Consider the following 16,936-nt stretch of genomic DNA (forward strand, 5'->3'; position numbering starts at 1 on the left):
TAAAATTCCAAGTGAGGTGTACGTGTATGAAGGGTTCTCTTTTGTATGAGGGCAAGGCGAAGAGGGTTTACCATGTTGAGGGTGAGCCGGAACAGCTTATTTTATCTTATAAGAATGATGCCACTGCATTTAATGGCAAGAAAAAGGATCAATTTGAAGGCAAAGGGCGTCTGAACAATTTGATCGCCTCAAAAATCTTTGATTATTTAAAACAGAACGATATATCCTCACATTTTATTAAAACGCTGAATGATACCGAGCAGCTTGTGGAAAAAACGACCATTATCCCCCTTGAAGTGGTTGTCCGTAACATTGCAGCCGGCAGTATTACGAAAAGACTTGGTATTCCAGAAAAAGAGCCTTTTAATCCCCCGTTAGTTGAACTTTTTTATAAGAAAGATGAATTAGATGATCCGATTATTAACGATCAGCATGCTTATCATTTAACAGATGTAAATAAAGAAGAGCTTCACTTTATAAAAGAAAAAGCACTTGAAGTAAATGCGCTATTAGCTAATTTATGTAAACGAACAGGGCTTGACCTGGTTGACTTTAAGTTAGAGTTTGGCCGGCTGGCTGATGGAACGATTGTCCTGGCTGATGAAATTTCTCCTGATACTTGCCGCCTTTGGGATGATGAAACAGGTGAGAAAATGGACAAAGATGTGTTCCGGGAAAACCTTGGTGACTTAATTTCAGTATATGAAACGATTCTGCAACGACTGGAGGAGTACACATGCGAAAAGTAAAAATCTATATCACTCTTAAAGAAGGTGTCCTTGATCCCCAAGGGAAAGCGGTCCAGCATTCCCTGCATTCCCTTGAATATAAGAACGTCGGTGAAGTGAGAATCGGTAAATATATGGAAGTTATGCTGGAGGACGAAGGTAATATTGAACAGCAAGTGGATAAAATGTGTGACCAGTTGCTGGCTAACCCTGTTATTGAAGATTACTCGTACACGATCGAGGAGGTTGTCTAAGTGAAGTTTGCTGTCGTTGTTTTTCCAGGATCGAACTGTGATCGGGATATGGCTTTTGCTATTACGGAAGCTTTAGGTCAAGAAGCGGATCTAGTATGGTATCAAGAAGCAAATCTATCAGACTACGACGGAATTCTTTTGCCAGGCGGCTTCTCTTATGGGGATTATTTACGCTCCGGGGCGATCGCTTCTACTTCAGGGGTGATTGAACAAATCCGCCAGGCGGCTGAACGTGGCAAGCCTGTACTCGGTGTTTGCAATGGGTTTCAAGTGCTGCTTGAGATGGGCTTGCTGCCGGGTGCTATGCTGCCTAATAAAAACTTGAAGTTTATGTGCCATGACGAAACACTTCTCGTAGAAAATAACCAAACTTTGTTCACTGACTTTTATCAGGATAAGGAAGAAATCAGCATCCCGATCGCTCATGGAGATGGAAACTATTATTGCGATGAAGCAACGTATCAAAATTTACGAGACAATGGTCAAATTGTCTTTACGTATGCAGCGAACCCGAACGGCTCTGTCGCTGATATCGCTGGAATTACCAATGAACAAGGCAATGTACTTGGAATGATGCCCCACCCAGAGCGCGCCGTCGATGCGTTAGTGGGAAGTGAGGACGGCCTTCGTTTATTTCAATCAATTTTGACACACTGGAGGAATAACCATGCCATCAATGCTTGAGATCAGTCCAGAACAAATTGAACAGCAGCAGCTATATCGCGACATGGGATTGAGTGATGAAGAGTTTCAATCCATTACACAGATTCTTGGACGCCGTCCCAACTATACAGAAACTGGTTTGTTTTCAGTTATGTGGTCCGAGCATTGCAGCTATAAGAATTCCAAGCCATTATTAAAAAAATTCCCTACCCAAGGTCAGCACGTCCTTCAGGGGCCAGGTGAAGGGGCAGGAATTATTGATATTGGTGATGAGCAGGCAGTAGTCTTCAAGGTTGAAAGTCATAATCACCCTTCAGCTGTTGAACCTTATCAAGGCGCGGCAACTGGGGTTGGCGGGATCTTGCGTGATGTGTTTTCGATGGGAGCGCGTCCTGTGGCTTTGTTAAATTCACTCAGGTTCGGTTCGTTGAAACGTCCGCGTGTTAAATATTTATTTGAGGAAGTCGTTCGCGGGATTGCAGGATATGGCAACTGTGTCGGTGTTCCAACAGTTGGCGGAGAGGTGCAATTTGACGATGCTTACAACGGGAACCCGCTCGTCAATGCGATGTGTGTCGGCTTAATTGATCATAAGGATATTCAGAAAGGGATTGCAGCAGGTATTGGAAATACAGTCATGTACGTTGGAGCAAAGACCGGACGTGACGGGATTCATGGCGCTACTTTTGCCTCTGAAGAATTATCCGAAGAGTCTGAAGAAAAGCGGCCATCCGTCCAAGTTGGAGACCCTTTTATGGAAAAATTATTAATCGAAGCTTGTCTTGAAGTGATTCATCACGATGCGCTAGTTGGTATTCAAGATATGGGCGCAGCTGGTCTCACGTCTTCTGCTAGTGAAATGGCGAGTAAGGCCGGTACTGGAATGTTAATGAATATGGATCTGATTCCTCAGCGGGAAGAGAATATGACGGCTTATGAAATGATGTTATCTGAATCGCAGGAACGGATGCTGCTCGTAGTTGAAAAAGGACGCGAGCACGAGATTGCAGAAGTGTTTCGTAAGTATGATCTGGAAGCTATATCTGTTGGTGAAGTTACAGAGGATAAGCGTTTCCGGCTAGAGCATCACGGGGAGACCGTGGCCGATGTTCCAGTTGACTCACTTGCTGAAGATGCGCCCGTGTACCATCAGCCTTCAACCGTCCCAGCTTATTATCAGGAGTTTCAAGAAATGGACACCTATCAGCCAACCGTTTCAAATTATGGTGAAACGTTAGCTGATCTCCTGAAGCAACCGACAATAGCCAGTAAAGAATGGGTTTACGATCAATATGACTCCATGGTTCAGACAAATACGGTAGTCAGACCAGGTTCCGATGCAGCAGTTGTGCGCGTACGAGGGACAGAGAAGGCGCTGGCTATGACAACAGACTGTAATTCCCGTTACATTTATTTGGACCCTGAAATGGGCGGCCAAATTGCTGTAGCTGAAGCAGCACGTAATATTGTATGCTCCGGCGGCCGGCCGCTTGGATTAACGGATGGTCTCAACTTTGGATCACCAGAGAATCCTGAGATCTTCTGGCAAATGGAAAAAAGCGTTGAAGGAATGAGTGAAGCTTGTACGGCACTTGGCACACCAGTGATCAGCGGGAATGTTTCTCTTTACAATGAGTCGTTCGGCGGCCAGGCTATTTATCCAACGCCAGTTGTCGGAATGGTCGGCTTAATTGAAAAAACAGAGCATATCACGCGTTCTAGCATGAAGCAGTCAAGGGACCTAATTTATGTCATTGGTGAAACAAAGCCGGAATTCGGCGGCAGTGAGCTTCAAGGAATGATGGAAGGTCGGCATTTTGGAAAAGCGCCTGAAATTGATTTACAAGTGGAAGCAGCACGTCAAGAAATTCTGCTGCGAGCGATTCAACAGGGGCTTGTTCAGTCGGCGCATGATATTTCTGAAGGCGGATTTGCTGTAGCGCTTGCCGAAAGCCTTTTTGATGAAGAACTTGGTTGTGATGTGAGAGTGTCTGGCGATGTCACGGCCGCCCTCTTCTCAGAATCACAATCTCGTTTTCTCGTCTCCGTTTCTCCGGAAAATCAACAGGCATTTGAAGCAATGGTCAGTGAGGCACGCTTAGCAGGGGAAGTAACGAAAGATGGAATGTACCGTATTAAGGAAAATGATGAAGTCGTCGTGGAAGAGCAGACAAGGGAATTAAAGCAACTATGGAAAGGAGCTATTCCATGCTTGGTGAAATCAAAGGCTTAAACGAAGAATGCGGCATATTTGGTGTCTGGGGTCATCCGGAATCGGCACAGCTGACTTATTATGGACTTCACGCTCTTCAACATCGTGGACAGGAAGGGGCGGGGATCGTCACTTCAGATGGAGAACATATGAAAATAGCAAAAGGGCACGGCTTAATCAATGATGTGTTCAAGCAGGATCAGTTAGACGAACTTGAAGGTTCTGCCTCTATTGGTCATGTTCGTTATGCTACAGCCGGAGATGGAAGCTATGAAAATATTCAACCGTTAATGTTCCGTTCGCAAACAGGCGGACTTGCTCTCGCTCATAATGGCAATCTAGTCAACGCTCAAGCTTTGAAAGGTCAGCTTGAGGCTCAAGGGTCTATTTTGCAAACGACTTCTGATACAGAGGTCGTTGCCCATCTAATTAAGCGGGCTGGAAATGTTCCGGTTGATGAGGCCATCTGTCAGGCACTGTCTATGATTAAAGGAGCTTATGCCTTTCTCATGATGAAAGAGGACAAGTTGTTTGTGGCCAATGATCCGCGCGGGTTAAGGCCGCTGTCTATCGGTTACCTCGGTGATTCATGGGTTGTGTCTTCTGAGACGTGTGCCTTTGACATTATTGGGGCCAGTTATGAACGTGAAGTACAGCCAGGGGAACTGATCGTAATCGATAAAAATGGCTTAGAATCCAAACGTTTTGCCGCTCCGATCCAACGGACACTTTGCTCAATGGAACATGTTTATTTTTCCCGTCCTGATAGTAACCTGGATGGCAAAAATGTTCACGCCTCAAGGAAGAGAATGGGCAAGGCTCTGGCTGATGAAGCCCCGATTGAAGCGGATGTTGTGACAGGGGTACCGGATTCAAGCATATCAGCAGCCATCGGCTACGCTGAGGCAGCAGGTCTGCCATATGAACTCGGCCTAATTAAAAATCGCTACGTTGGACGCACGTTCATTCAGCCTTCACAGGAACTCCGTGAACAGGGTGTGAAGATGAAACTGTCGGCTGTTCGCGGAATTGTCGAAGGGAAGCGTGTCGTAATGGTCGATGATTCGATTGTGCGCGGAACCACAAGCCGCCGTATTGTCAAAATGCTTAAGGAAGCCGGTGCATTAGAGGTACATGTACGCATTGCTTCACCCCCTATAGAAAATCCGTGCTATTACGGAATTGATACGTCAACGAGCGGTGAATTGATTGCGGCGAACAACTCTGTCGAAGAAATCGAGAAGCAGATAGGGGCAGACAGTTTAGCCTACTTATCTGTTGATGGATTAAATCAGTCTATATATGAGGGTAATGAATCGCTTGAACACGGCGGCTGTATGGCTTGCTTTACGGGCAACTATCCAACAGAGATTTATCCGAACACTGTTTTACCATATGAGAAAGCCTAGCGAAAGGGGGAGCTGACATGAGTCAATCATACAAACAGGCCGGTGTAGATGTAGAAGCAGGCTATGAAGCAGTCGAACGCATGAAAAAACATGTGGCTAGAACGATGCGTCCAGAAGTTATTGGCGGACTGGGCTCATTTGCAGGGTTTTTTGACATCAGTTCAATGAGCTATGAGCATCCGGTTCTTGTTACAGGGACAGACGGAGTAGGCACGAAGCTGAAGCTTGCTTTTCAAATGGATCAGCATGATACGATCGGCATCGATGTAGTAGCAATGTGTGTCAACGACATTGTTGCTCAAGGAGCAGACCCGCTTTTATTTCTTGATTATATTGCGTGTGGTAAAAATGAACCCGATAGAATTGAGCAAATAGTAAAGGGGATCTCAGACGGCTGTGAACAGGCAGGCAGTGCACTCGTTGGCGGGGAAACTGCCGAAATGCCTGGCATGTACCAGTCGGATGAATACGATTTAGCCGGTTTTGTTGTCGGAATGGCAGATAAAGACAAGTTGATCACAGGCCAGCATGTTCAAGCTGGCGATGTATTAATCGGCCTGTCTTCAAGCGGTGTGCATTCAAATGGTTTTTCGTTAGTCAGGAAAATCATTGAAAGCCAGGAGCTTGGTCTCAAGTCCACCTATGCTCCTTTTGACAAACCGTTAGGGGAAGTTCTTTTAACCCCTACGAAAATATATGTGCAATCGATTAATGCATTAAAACAAGCCGTCTCTATAAAAGGAGTGGCCCACGTGACAGGCGGCGGATTCTATGAAAATATTCCGCGTATGCTCCCAGACGGTATGGGGGTCAGTATTGACCAGACGAGCTGGCGCGTCCCGCAGATTTTTGAATTTCTCCGTGAACAAGGTGAGATAACGGATGAGGATATGTTTGGGGTCTTTAATATGGGAATCGGTATGGTGGCTGTTGTGTCTGAACAAGATGTCCCAGCATCACTTGAAGCCCTTAATAATGCAGGAGAAAAAGCACAGGTGATCGGTCATGTCACAGAGCAGGAAGGAATCCACTGGTCATGATAAATCTAGCTGTCTTTGCGTCGGGAACAGGTTCGAATTTTGATGCGATCATGGATGCAATTGAAAACGGGAATCTTGAGGCTGAGGTATCTTTGCTTGTCTCAGACCGGATTGATGCCGGCGTCATTGAGAAAGCACAGAGGAGACAAATCGATACCGTTGTCTTCAACCCTAAATCTTTTGCAAATAAAGAAGCTTTTGAAAAGGCACTTCTCCATGACTGTAAGGATAGAGGAGTGGAATGGATTGTTCTTGCGGGTTATATGAGACTCATCGGTCTAACTCTGCTAACGGCATACGAACACCGAATTCTCAATATTCATCCGTCTTTGCTGCCAGCTTTTCCAGGTAAAGATGCAATCGGTCAAGCCTTTGACAGTCAAGTTAAGGTAACCGGTGTAACGGTTCATTACGTTGATGATGGCATGGACACGGGTCCTATTATCGATCAGGAGGCCGTCCGCATCCATGAACAAGATACAAAAGAAGATATAAAACAAAAGATTCAAGCTGTTGAACACGAATTGTACCCGCGTGTCATCCAGTCATTAACGATCAAGGAGGAGTCCAGATGAGCACGAAAAAACGCGCCCTGTTAAGTGTATCCAACAAGGATGGGTTAGCAGCTTTTGCAAAGAAATTAATTGAACTAGATTATGAACTTGTCTCTACAGGAGGGACAAAGCGAGCTATTGAAGCGGAAGGTCTTCCTGTTAAATCTATTTCCGAGATTACAAACTTTCCTGAAATTATGGATGGGCGTGTAAAAACGTTACACCCATCTGTTCATGGCGGTCTGCTTGCTAAAAGGGGCAGCGACGAGCACATGAGCCAGCTGGATGAACTGGATATCCAAACGATCGACCTTGTAGCTGTCAATTTGTATCCTTTCAAAGAAACGATCGCAAAAGAAGGAGTTACAGAAGCTGACGCCATTGAAAATATCGATATTGGCGGGCCGACGATGCTGCGGTCTGCTGCGAAAAGCTTCGAGGATGTAGCTGTTGTCGTAGATCCAGCCGATTATGAGCAAGTTATCACGGGTTTGCAGGAAGGGGAACTGGCCTTTGAAGCACGTAAGAAGCTAGCCGCAAAGGTGTTCCGCCACACGGCCAATTACGATGCGATGATCGCTGAATATTTCGCAGAAGCAGTGGAAGAGGTGTACCCGGAAACCTATACAGTGACTTATGAAAAAGTACAGGGCTTACGATATGGGGAGAACCCTCATCAAACAGCTGCATTTTATCAAAAAGCCAACTACGGTGGAGCTTCTTTGGCTGATGCTAAGCAGCTAAATGGTAAAGAGCTTTCCTACAACAATATTCAGGACGCCAATGCGGCTTTGGACATTGTGCTGGAATTCGAGGAACCGGCAGCAGTTGCTGTCAAACATATGAACCCTTGCGGCGTGGGCACTGGAAATACACTTTTTGAGGCTTATGGCAAAGCTTATGCAGGTGATCCAATCTCGATTTTCGGAGGGATTGTGGCCTTGAATCGGGAAGTTGATGAAGAAACCGCAGCGAAATTGAAGGAAATTTTCCTTGAGATTATTATCGCTCCTTCCTTTAGTCAGGCAGCTCTCGATTTACTAACACAGAAAAAGAATCTTAGGTTACTAGAAGTAGAGTTGAAGAAACCAGAAACGCAGTCTCATAAGCTTACATCTGTTAATGGCGGCTTGCTCATTCAGGATACAGACGAAGGATCGCTCGAAGATGTGGAACTAGAGGTAGCGACTGAGCGTCAGCCAACTGAACAGGAGCTTAAAGATTTAGCGCTGGGCTGGCAAGTAGTCAAACATGTTAAATCCAATGCGATTGTTGTTGCAAAATCCGATCAAACGCTTGGAGTGGGGGCTGGACAAATGAACCGTGTTGGAGCCGCGAAAATTGCGCTCGAGCAAGCTGGTGACCAAGCGGAAGGGGCTATTATGGCGTCCGATGCGTTCTTCCCGATGCCGGATACAGTAGAAACAGCGGCTCGTGCAGGCGTGAAGGCGATTATTCAGCCAGGTGGTTCCAAACGTGATCAGGATTCAATTGATGCTTGTAATCAACATGGAGTAGCCATGGTATTTACAAAAATGCGCCATTTCAAACATTAAACAGGGAGGAATATGACCATGAATATCCTTGTGATTGGACGCGGAGGACGTGAGCATAGCCTTATCCAAAAGTTTTCCGAAAGCTCACAAGTTGAACGGATATATGCAGCTCCTGGAAATGCTGGGATGGAAAAACAAGCCATCCGTGTTCCTATTCAGGAAACGGATCAGGATGGACTTGTTGCCTTCGCTAAGGAGAATCAGATTAACCTGACAATTGTCGGGCCGGAGAACCCGTTACTTGATGGTATTGTCGATCGGTTTCTGGAAGCGGGTCTTCAAGTTTTTGGTCCAACGAAAGCCGCTGCATTAATAGAAGGCAGTAAGCATTTTGCTAAGCAGCTAATGAAGAAATACGACATTCCAACTGCGGATTACCAGGCATTTACTGATGCAAGTCAGGCTAAGGAGTACATTCATGAACAAGGTGCTCCTATTGTGGTTAAAGCAGATGGACTGGCAGCAGGAAAAGGCGTGGTAGTTGCTGAGACAGTGGAAGTCGCATGTGAGACTGTCGATGATATGCTGCTTGACGGTCAATTTGGAGAGGCGAGCCGGGAAATCGTTGTAGAAGAGTTTCTGCAAGGTACAGAATTTTCTCTGATGGCCTTCGTGAAAGGGGAACATGTTTACCCTATGGTCACAGCTCAGGATCATAAGCGTGCTTATGATGGAGATCAAGGTCCTAATACGGGGGGGATGGGTGCTTTTGCTCCTGCTGCTCATATCCCCTGGGACGATTATGATTATGCAGTAGAGTCGATTCTGGAAAAGACGGCTTCGGCCCTTGTAGCGGAAGGACGTTCGTTTACAGGTATTCTATACGCTGGCCTTATCCAGACAGATGCTGGTCCAAAAGTCATCGAGTTCAATGCACGATTCGGAGACCCGGAAACTCAAGTGGTTATGCCGCTTCTGGCGAATGATCTTGCTCAAGTTATAGTAGACGTACTGGCAGATAAAGATCCAAATTTAACGTGGTTTGAGCAGGCGTGCGCCGGGGTTGTTGTAGCTTCTGCCGGTTATCCGGGGAAGTATCAAAAAGACGTCTGCTTACCGCAGTGGGCTGAGCACGGTGTTTTCTCTATTCATGCTGGTACAGAGAACGATGGTGACAAGTATATAACGAGTGGCGGAAGAGTCCTGCTTGTAGGGGCTGTTGCTCCTGTGCTTGAAACGGCTCTCGCGTCTGTTTACCGATCATTAAAGCCTTTTGACGACCATTATGGATTTTTCTATCGAAAAGATATTGGAAGACTGGTCCAAGCTAAGCCGTAAAAATAGTTGATTTCTCTTGAACAATATATACGTAAAGCATCCGTCCAATCGGGCGGATTCTTTATATTCCAGGTGTTTTGAAATGCTCTCATAATTGCTTATTTTAAATAACTTTCTATCATTGTTACACCACAATCGCCCCACATGTTTTATGATGAACAGAGTCACTCGTATTCGGAATGATTCTTCAATGTTCAGAGGGTTTCATCCATCATGATGTGGCATAATAAACACGTCACAGAGAGATTTTCGGCTCTCAGATAAGTCCCTCTGTCGTATTGTACTGTGAACTGGGTTGTTTCCGTTCTTCTCACAAACAAAAGGAGGTCTGGGAAATTGCGGGACTCCTGTGGGATGAACATGATAGGTGAGACCCCAGAGGACGGAGTCCGAGGAGGCTCAGCGCATGCCCACGGAAAGCGAGTTATTTCCCGGACCTCCTTCTCCATCTAAGGCAACGGAAACATACCCACAAATATCTCGAGATTAAGTCTTCAAGGTACCAGCCCTTAGCTTAATAAAAATCATTTTAAAATTCCAACTTTACTAGAATTGGGAAGGTGCTCCTTTTTCACGGACACAATGGGGGTAAATTATGAAATTGATAACCAATTCCTATGAACAACTTTATGCCAAGGCACATCCAGTTCTCAAGACACGCAAGACTAGTCAATCGTCTCTGTTGCCCCAACGACGTTGGCACAGGACATGCCGTTACTTAGTTGAACTTCATCTATCGGCCTACCGAAGTGCTTGCGTTTTTGCTTTTATAAGATAGGAGAACTTTTCTGCTTAGCGAAGTTGATACTCATGTGTTAAGATAGAAAAAATGAATCAGGGAGGCTCTTTAGTGAATGAACAACGCTTCCGTTGGCGGAATAGACAGCTTCGTGAACATGTAGCTGTCGTGGAAGGAAAACTTGCGCCGACTAAACTAATCAAAAACACAACCTACTTAAATGTCTTCGTAAAGAAATGGGTGACCGGTCATATTTGGATCTATGAAGATCGGATTATCTATTCAGGTCCGGAGCTTCCCCCTCTGATGGATGGAACAGAAGTCATTGATGGTCAGGACAGTTATGTGGTCCCGGGCTATGTTGAACCACATGTCCATCCTTTTCAGTTATATAATCCTCATAGTTTAGCTGAGTATGCTGTAAGGACAGGAACCACAACCCAGATTAATGATAACTTGATGTGGCTTTTTTTAACGGACAAAAAGAAAGCGTTTTCTTTATTGGAAGACTGCGCTGAATTGTCCTCTTCTATATTTTGGTGGGCTCGCTTTGATTCACAATCAGTCCTTCAGGATGAGGATCAAGAGAATTTTAATAGTCAGGTGTTGTCCTGGCTTAACCATGATGCTGTGATACAAGGCGGGGAATTGACAGCCTGGCCTGATGTACTTCATGGCGGTGATGATCAGATGCTTCATTGGATGCAGGAAGCGAAGCGGTCACGCAAGCCTTTAGAAGGGCATTTGCCTGGGGCTTCATGGAAAACATTAGTGAAAATGAAACTGCTTGGACTTGATTCAGAGCATGAATCGATGACGGCAGATGAAGTAATAGAACGGCTGACACACGGATATCAAGTGGGTTTGCGCTATTCATCGATCCGTCCGGATTTGCCGGAGATATTGCAAGGGCTTCTTGAAAAAGACCTAACAACTTTTGATAAATTAATGTACACAACAGATGGGGCTACACCTGGCTTTTTAACGGATGGATTGATCAATGTTTGTATTAAGCTTGCCATTGAAGCAGGGGTGCCTGCTATTGATGCTTATTTGATGGGATCCTATTATCCAGCTCGTCACTTTGGAATAGAAAATCGGGTAGGCAGCCTTGGCCCAGGCCGCGTTGCCCACTTGAACTTTCTATCAGATCCACATGATCCAACCCCTCACTCTGTATTAGCAAAGGGAGAATGGGTGAAACGTGATCATGAAGATGTAGAGTCGGATTCAAAAGTGGGCTGGGAGAAAAATGGAATATCTCCCCTCGAACTTGATTGGGAGCTGACGGATGACGACCTCCAATTTTCGATGCCGATTGGTATGGAAATGGTAAATGAGGTCATCATGAAGCCTTACGCCATCGATAGTGATGTGTCAGTAGATCGTTTGCCAGCTGAATCGAAAGAGGCGTTTCTGACGCTGCTTGATCGTGAAGGGAAATGGCATGTCAATACACTGTTAAAAGGGTTTACAGATTCGCTAGGCGGTCTTGTGAGCTCCTATTCGAATACAGGTGACTTTATTTTAATAGGGAATTCAAGAGAGGATACAAAGCTGGCTTTCGATAGAATGAAAGAATTAGGCGGCGGTATTGTCCTGGCTGACCAGGGGGATATAGTCTATGAACTTCCGCTGCCTCTTGGAGGGATGATGTCTGATCTATCGATGTCATCTTTAATAGAGGAAGAGCATAGACTAAGAGAGCACCTTAACTTTTATGGATACGCCTTCGGGGACCCAGTGTATACGCTGCTTTTTCTTTCAGCCATGCATCTTCCTTATATAAGAATTACTCCACAGGGAATCATGGATGTGAAAAAGAAAGAGGTACTCTATCCTGCGATGATGCGTTAAAATAAAGAAGAATATACAGGTGCAAAGGGAAGGACGTTAATGAAAAACATCGTATGGATTATGGCGGCAGCCGTATTTATGTTGATTCTGACTGCTTGTGCGAATCCAGCAGAAGATGAGAATGAGCAGGAAAATCAAGACAAAAAGGAGAATTCTATAGAGGAGCCAGAACAATCAAAAGGGACGAGCTATGAGAACATTTATCCGTTGACTGGGGAACCAGCTGATGATTCGGTTAACCAGCGAGTGCTTTCAGTAATGGTAAATAATCATACAGACGCTCGTCCGCAGACTGGGCTAAGTCAGGCAGATATTGTATTTGAAGTATTAGCGGAAGGACAGATTACACGGTTTCTCGCTCTATTTCAAAGTAAAATACCTGATGTTATTGGCCCGGTGAGAAGTGCACGTCCTTATTATTTTAAATTAGCTGCCGGGTATGATGCCCTGTACGTCTATCACGGTGCTGCATCCTTTATTAACGAAATGGTTCATGCCAGCGGGGTTGATTTTGCAAATGGTGCCCTATACGATAACGATGGGAAACTATTTAAGCGCTCCACAGATCGAGAGGCCCCTCACAATTCGTATCTCTTAACTTCAGGGGTAGCCGATCTATTAGCAAACAAGGGGTATGAGACAACAAAAGAAGTAAAACCTCTTCCGTTCGCGGAGGAGCCGTCTAGTAAAGGAAACGATGCAAAGCAGGTTTCGGTAGTCTATGACGAGAGAGAAACTGTGACGTATACGTATGATGCCGCCAGTGAACAGTACAAACGTTCAAGTGATGGAGAACCGACTGTCGAGAAAGAAACGGGAAACCGTATTACTGTGGATAATATCTTTATTGTCAAAACCGAGCACCGGGTAGTTGATGATGCCGGGCGTCGTGAAATTGATTTAACGTCAGGCGGTGAAGGTTATTTAGTACAAAAAGGGCAGATCATTGCGGTAAAATGGAAGAATCGCAATGGTAGAATACTGCCTTACAAAGATGGAGAGCCTGTCAGTTTCGTTCCAGGTCAAACGTGGGTTAATATAGTTCCGGATCGATCAGGGATCGTGACTGCTGAATAAAAGGAGGGATGTCATCGTGCAAATTGATAAACTACGCGGCAAAACACTAGATCAGCTTTTCGAAGCGATTCTATCGCTGAAAGATGTGGAGGAATGCTACGAATTCTTCGATGACTTAGCGACAATGAATGAAGTTCAGTCTCTAGCACAGCGTCTGGAAGTAGCACGTATGCTGAGAGAAGGCTTTACGTATCATAAGATTGAAACGGAGACAGGTGCTTCAACAGCGACGATCTCACGTGTGAAACGATGTTTGAATTATGGAAACGACGCGTATACGAAAGCGTTGGATCGTGTTCAGGCAAATCAAACTAAATAATGTGATTGAGGCTGTCCTTGTTAACGGGGCAGCTTTTTTTGTCTGGGGGTTTATAACTGCTAAGACGTAAGCACAACTTTTGATGGTCTGAAATCAAACACTGTATTTTAGCAACCGGCTGGTTAAAAGAGCAGAGACGTGACTATGAAAAGGGGTCAGATTTTTCCACGATAATTACCGAATATGAGTTCGTTCTGACAGGGAATCTTTGCTATAATATATGAATGGATAAAAGGTTATGGAGGAATTTGTGCGGTGTACAATAACGTGAAAGAATGGAACCATGTTTTTAAACTAGATCCGAATAAACAGCTTTCTGACAGCGACCTTAATTTGATAGGACAATCGGGAACGGATGCCGTTATTATTGGGGGGACCGATGGCGTTACTTATGAAAATGTGACGGCTTTGCTCATGAGAATGCAAGTCTATGAACTGCCATGTCTGCTTGAGGTTTCAGCACTCGAGGCGATTTCCCCGGAGTTTGATGGCTACTTGATTCCGATGGTGATGAACAGTCGGGAGAAACGCTATATGCTTGATGTACAGCATGAAGCCGTGAAGCAATACGGTGACTTTATTGAATGGAAGGATATGCTTGTCGAAGGATATTGCGTGATGAATGAACGGGCCAAGGTTTTTCGGGCAGCTAACTGTACGCTCCCGGATCACGAAGATGTGATTGCTTATGCGCGGATGGCTGAGCACATGTTTCACCTGCCGATTTTTTATATGGAATACAGCGGACGGTTTGGTGATGTGAACCTAGTACGCGAGGTTGCAGAGCAACTTGATCAAACGCTGCTATTTTATGGTGGAGGAGTCCGTTCTGCAGCTGATGCACAACAAATGAAACCATACGCTGACGTGCTTGTCGTTGGTGATATTATATATGAAAATATTCAAGCCGCCCTTGAAACGGTACAGGCTTGTACAGAATAAAAAGACGGTCTTTTGCCAGATGTCTCTTTTCATGCTTAACAATTTAGAAAGGTTGGTGTCCACATGACGCAAGCAATGAATCCCTTACTTAAAGGATTGAATGAACAGCAACGAAATGCGGTGACCCACACCGAGGGACCACTGCTGATTATGGCCGGAGCCGGAAGTGGAAAAACACGAGTTTTAACCCATCGTATCGCATACTTACTCAGTGAGAAGGATGTTTCTCCCCGCAATGTATTGGCGATTACGTTTACCAATAAAGCTGCACGCGAGATGAAAGAACGTGTCGAGGCATTAGTAGGACAAGAGGGTGAAAAAATCTGGATGTCGACGTTTCACTCAATGTGTGTCCGGATTTTAAGGAGAGATATTGATCGAATCGGGTATGATCGGAATTTTTCAATCCTCGATTCGAGTGACCAGCTCTCCGTGATTAAACAGGTATTGAAGGAACTGAACCTTGATCCTAAAAAGTGGGACCCGCGAGCAATGCTTGGGGCGATCAGTAATGCCAAAAATGAATTGCTGACACCCGAAGATTACACTCGTGAAGCAGCGAGCATCCATGAAGAAAAAATTGCAGAAGTATACACAGGTTATCAGAAGAAGCTGCGCAAGAATCAATCACTCGACTTTGATGACTTAATTATGCAGACATTGAACCTATTTGATCGCCTCCCTGAAGTGCTCGAGTATTATCAGCGCCGCTTTCAATATATTCATGTCGATGAGTATCAGGATACCAATCATGCCCAATACCAGCTTGTTACTCAGTTATCCAGCCGCTATCAGAATTTATGTGTAGTCGGGGATTCTGATCAATCGATTTATCGCTGGCGAGGCGCTGATATTAAAAACATTCTTTCATTTGAAAAAGATTACCCGGGCGCCCGGACCATTTTGCTTGAACAAAATTATCGCTCCACGGAACTTATTTTGAATGCAGCAAACAATGTGATCGGCAATAACAGTGGACGAAAAGCTAAAAATCTTTGGACGGATAATATGGGCGGGAACAAGATTCAATATCATGAGTCTGGCACTGAGCGCGAAGAAGGATTATTTGTAGCCGACAACATCGAAGATCTAGTTCGCAGCGGACGCTTCCAATACAAGGATATTTCTATTTTGTACCGGACAAATGCTCAGTCCCGTACGATTGAAGAAACCTTCGTGAAAGCAGGGATTCCCTACCAAATGATTGGCGGCACGAAGTTCTATGACCGTAAAGAAATTAAGGATTTGCTTGCATATTTACGTTTAATTTCTAACCCGAATGATGATTTGAGCTATCAGCGAGTCGTGAATGAACCAAAACGGGGAGTAGGGAAGACAAGTCTTGAAAAACTGCAAAGGTATGCAGCAGATCACGATATTTCTCTATACGAAGCTTCAGCAGAAATCGACTTTGTAGGAGTTAGTGCAAAAGCAGCCAAATCGATTATGAACTTCTATACAATGATTCGAAACTGGACACAGCAGCAGGAGTTTTTATCAGCAACCGACATGGTCCAAGAAGTCATTGATAAGACAGGCTATGAAGAAATGCTTCAAAATGAGAAAAGCCTTGAAGCTCAAAGCCGTTTAGAGAACATTGAGGAATTCAAATCGGTCACGAAGAATTTTGAAGAAAACAGTGAAGACAAGACGCTCGTAGCTTTTTTGACAGATCTTGCCTTGATTGCTGATATCGATCAAATGAATGAAGACCCGACGAGTGATGATACGGTAACCTTGATGACACTTCACTCTGCAAAAGGTCTGGAATTTCCGGTTGTTTTTCTAATCGGAATGGAGGAGAATGTTTTTCCACACACACGATCTCTCATGGACGATGAAGAGATGGAAGAAGAGCGGCGTCTCGCGTATGTAGGAATTACGCGTGCGGAACGCCAGCTGTTTATGACCCATGCTAAAATGCGCACACTATATGGTAGAACCAACATGAATCCAATCAGTCGTTTTATTAATGAAATACCAGAAGACCTCGTAAATGGAAAAGAAGAGCGGGAAGAATTACCCTTTTTCAATAATAGACGTGAATCAACAGCTTTTTCTTCCCAGACACCTCAACAAGCACCGAAGCGGGCGGCGAAAAAGGTGGAGAAAGATTCATCAGGCGGTGAAAAAATTGCCTGGAAGCCGGGGGATAAAGCGAGCCACAAGAAATGGGGAGAAGGGACTGTCGTTAAAGTTCAAGGAGAAGGTGACGCCATGGAACTTGATATCGCTTTTCCGGCCCCAACAGGAATTAAGCGTCTTCTGGCTCGATTTGCACCGATAACGAAAGCGTAAGGATGTGTAG

General features: G+C 44.9%; 14 protein-coding genes. All 14 read left to right on the top strand.

Annotation, left to right across the window (positions count from 1 at the left end; translation table 11 throughout):
- Positions 1–26: 26 nt before the first annotated feature.
- Positions 27–749, top strand: a complete 723-nt coding sequence (gene purC, locus G6R08_RS13655; RefSeq protein WP_163528680.1) for a phosphoribosylaminoimidazolesuccinocarboxamide synthase — start codon at positions 27–29, stop codon at positions 747–749.
- Positions 737–982: a phosphoribosylformylglycinamidine synthase subunit PurS gene (gene purS, locus G6R08_RS13660; RefSeq protein WP_163528681.1), complete on the top strand. Its 246-nt coding sequence runs from the start codon at positions 737–739 to the stop codon at positions 980–982. Before purC ends, purS begins: the two co-directional genes overlap by 13 nt.
- A complete protein-coding gene (gene purQ / locus G6R08_RS13665; RefSeq protein WP_163528682.1) occupies positions 983–1,666 on the top strand; it encodes a phosphoribosylformylglycinamidine synthase subunit PurQ in 684 nt (227 codons plus the stop codon).
- Positions 1,650–3,878: a phosphoribosylformylglycinamidine synthase subunit PurL gene (gene purL / locus G6R08_RS13670; RefSeq protein WP_163528683.1), complete on the top strand. Its 2,229-nt coding sequence runs from the start codon at positions 1,650–1,652 to the stop codon at positions 3,876–3,878. Before purQ ends, purL begins: the two co-directional genes overlap by 17 nt.
- On the top strand, positions 3,854–5,266 hold the full coding sequence (purF, locus tag G6R08_RS13675; RefSeq protein WP_163528684.1) for an amidophosphoribosyltransferase: 1,413 nt from the start codon (positions 3,854–3,856) through the stop codon (positions 5,264–5,266). Before purL ends, purF begins: the two co-directional genes overlap by 25 nt.
- Positions 5,267–5,283: 17 nt before the next feature.
- The gene (purM, locus tag G6R08_RS13680) at positions 5,284–6,306 is read left to right on the top strand and encodes a phosphoribosylformylglycinamidine cyclo-ligase (RefSeq protein WP_163528685.1); all 1,023 of its coding nucleotides are present in this window, start codon (positions 5,284–5,286) and stop codon (positions 6,304–6,306) included.
- Complete coding sequence (purN, locus tag G6R08_RS13685) at positions 6,303–6,881, top strand: phosphoribosylglycinamide formyltransferase (RefSeq protein ID WP_163528686.1); 579 nt, start codon at positions 6,303–6,305, stop codon at positions 6,879–6,881. The genes purM and purN overlap by 4 nt, the downstream gene beginning before the upstream one ends.
- Positions 6,878–8,416 carry a bifunctional phosphoribosylaminoimidazolecarboxamide formyltransferase/IMP cyclohydrolase gene (gene purH, locus G6R08_RS13690; protein ID WP_163528687.1) on the top strand — a complete coding sequence of 513 codons (1,539 nt, stop codon included), beginning with the start codon at positions 6,878–6,880 and terminating at the stop codon, positions 8,414–8,416. The genes purN and purH overlap by 4 nt, the downstream gene beginning before the upstream one ends.
- A gap of 18 nt (positions 8,417–8,434) precedes the next feature.
- On the top strand, positions 8,435–9,694 hold the full coding sequence (purD, locus tag G6R08_RS13695; RefSeq protein WP_163528688.1) for a phosphoribosylamine--glycine ligase: 1,260 nt from the start codon (positions 8,435–8,437) through the stop codon (positions 9,692–9,694).
- Positions 9,695–10,544: 850 nt separating this feature from the next.
- Positions 10,545–12,290: an adenine deaminase C-terminal domain-containing protein gene (locus G6R08_RS13700; RefSeq protein WP_205439425.1), complete on the top strand. Its 1,746-nt coding sequence runs from the start codon at positions 10,545–10,547 to the stop codon at positions 12,288–12,290.
- Between the two features lie 39 nt (positions 12,291–12,329).
- Positions 12,330–13,367 carry a DUF3048 domain-containing protein gene (locus G6R08_RS13705; protein WP_163528690.1) on the top strand — a complete coding sequence of 346 codons (1,038 nt, stop codon included), beginning with the start codon at positions 12,330–12,332 and terminating at the stop codon, positions 13,365–13,367.
- A 16-nt stretch (positions 13,368–13,383) separates the two neighbouring features.
- Entirely contained in the window at positions 13,384–13,686 is a 303-nt protein-coding gene (locus tag G6R08_RS13710; protein WP_163528691.1) for a YerC/YecD family TrpR-related protein, read from the top strand.
- A 255-nt stretch (positions 13,687–13,941) separates the two neighbouring features.
- Positions 13,942–14,628: a heptaprenylglyceryl phosphate synthase gene (pcrB, locus tag G6R08_RS13715; protein ID WP_163528692.1), complete on the top strand. Its 687-nt coding sequence runs from the start codon at positions 13,942–13,944 to the stop codon at positions 14,626–14,628.
- A gap of 63 nt (positions 14,629–14,691) precedes the next feature.
- Positions 14,692–16,926: a DNA helicase PcrA gene (pcrA, locus tag G6R08_RS13720; RefSeq protein ID WP_163528693.1), complete on the top strand. Its 2,235-nt coding sequence runs from the start codon at positions 14,692–14,694 to the stop codon at positions 16,924–16,926.
- Positions 16,927–16,936: the final 10 nt, after the last annotated feature.

The sequence above is a fragment of the Halobacillus ihumii genome (genome assembly GCF_902726645.1).
Taxonomy (GTDB): Bacteria; Bacillota; Bacilli; order Bacillales; family Halobacillaceae; genus Halobacillus_A; species Halobacillus_A ihumii.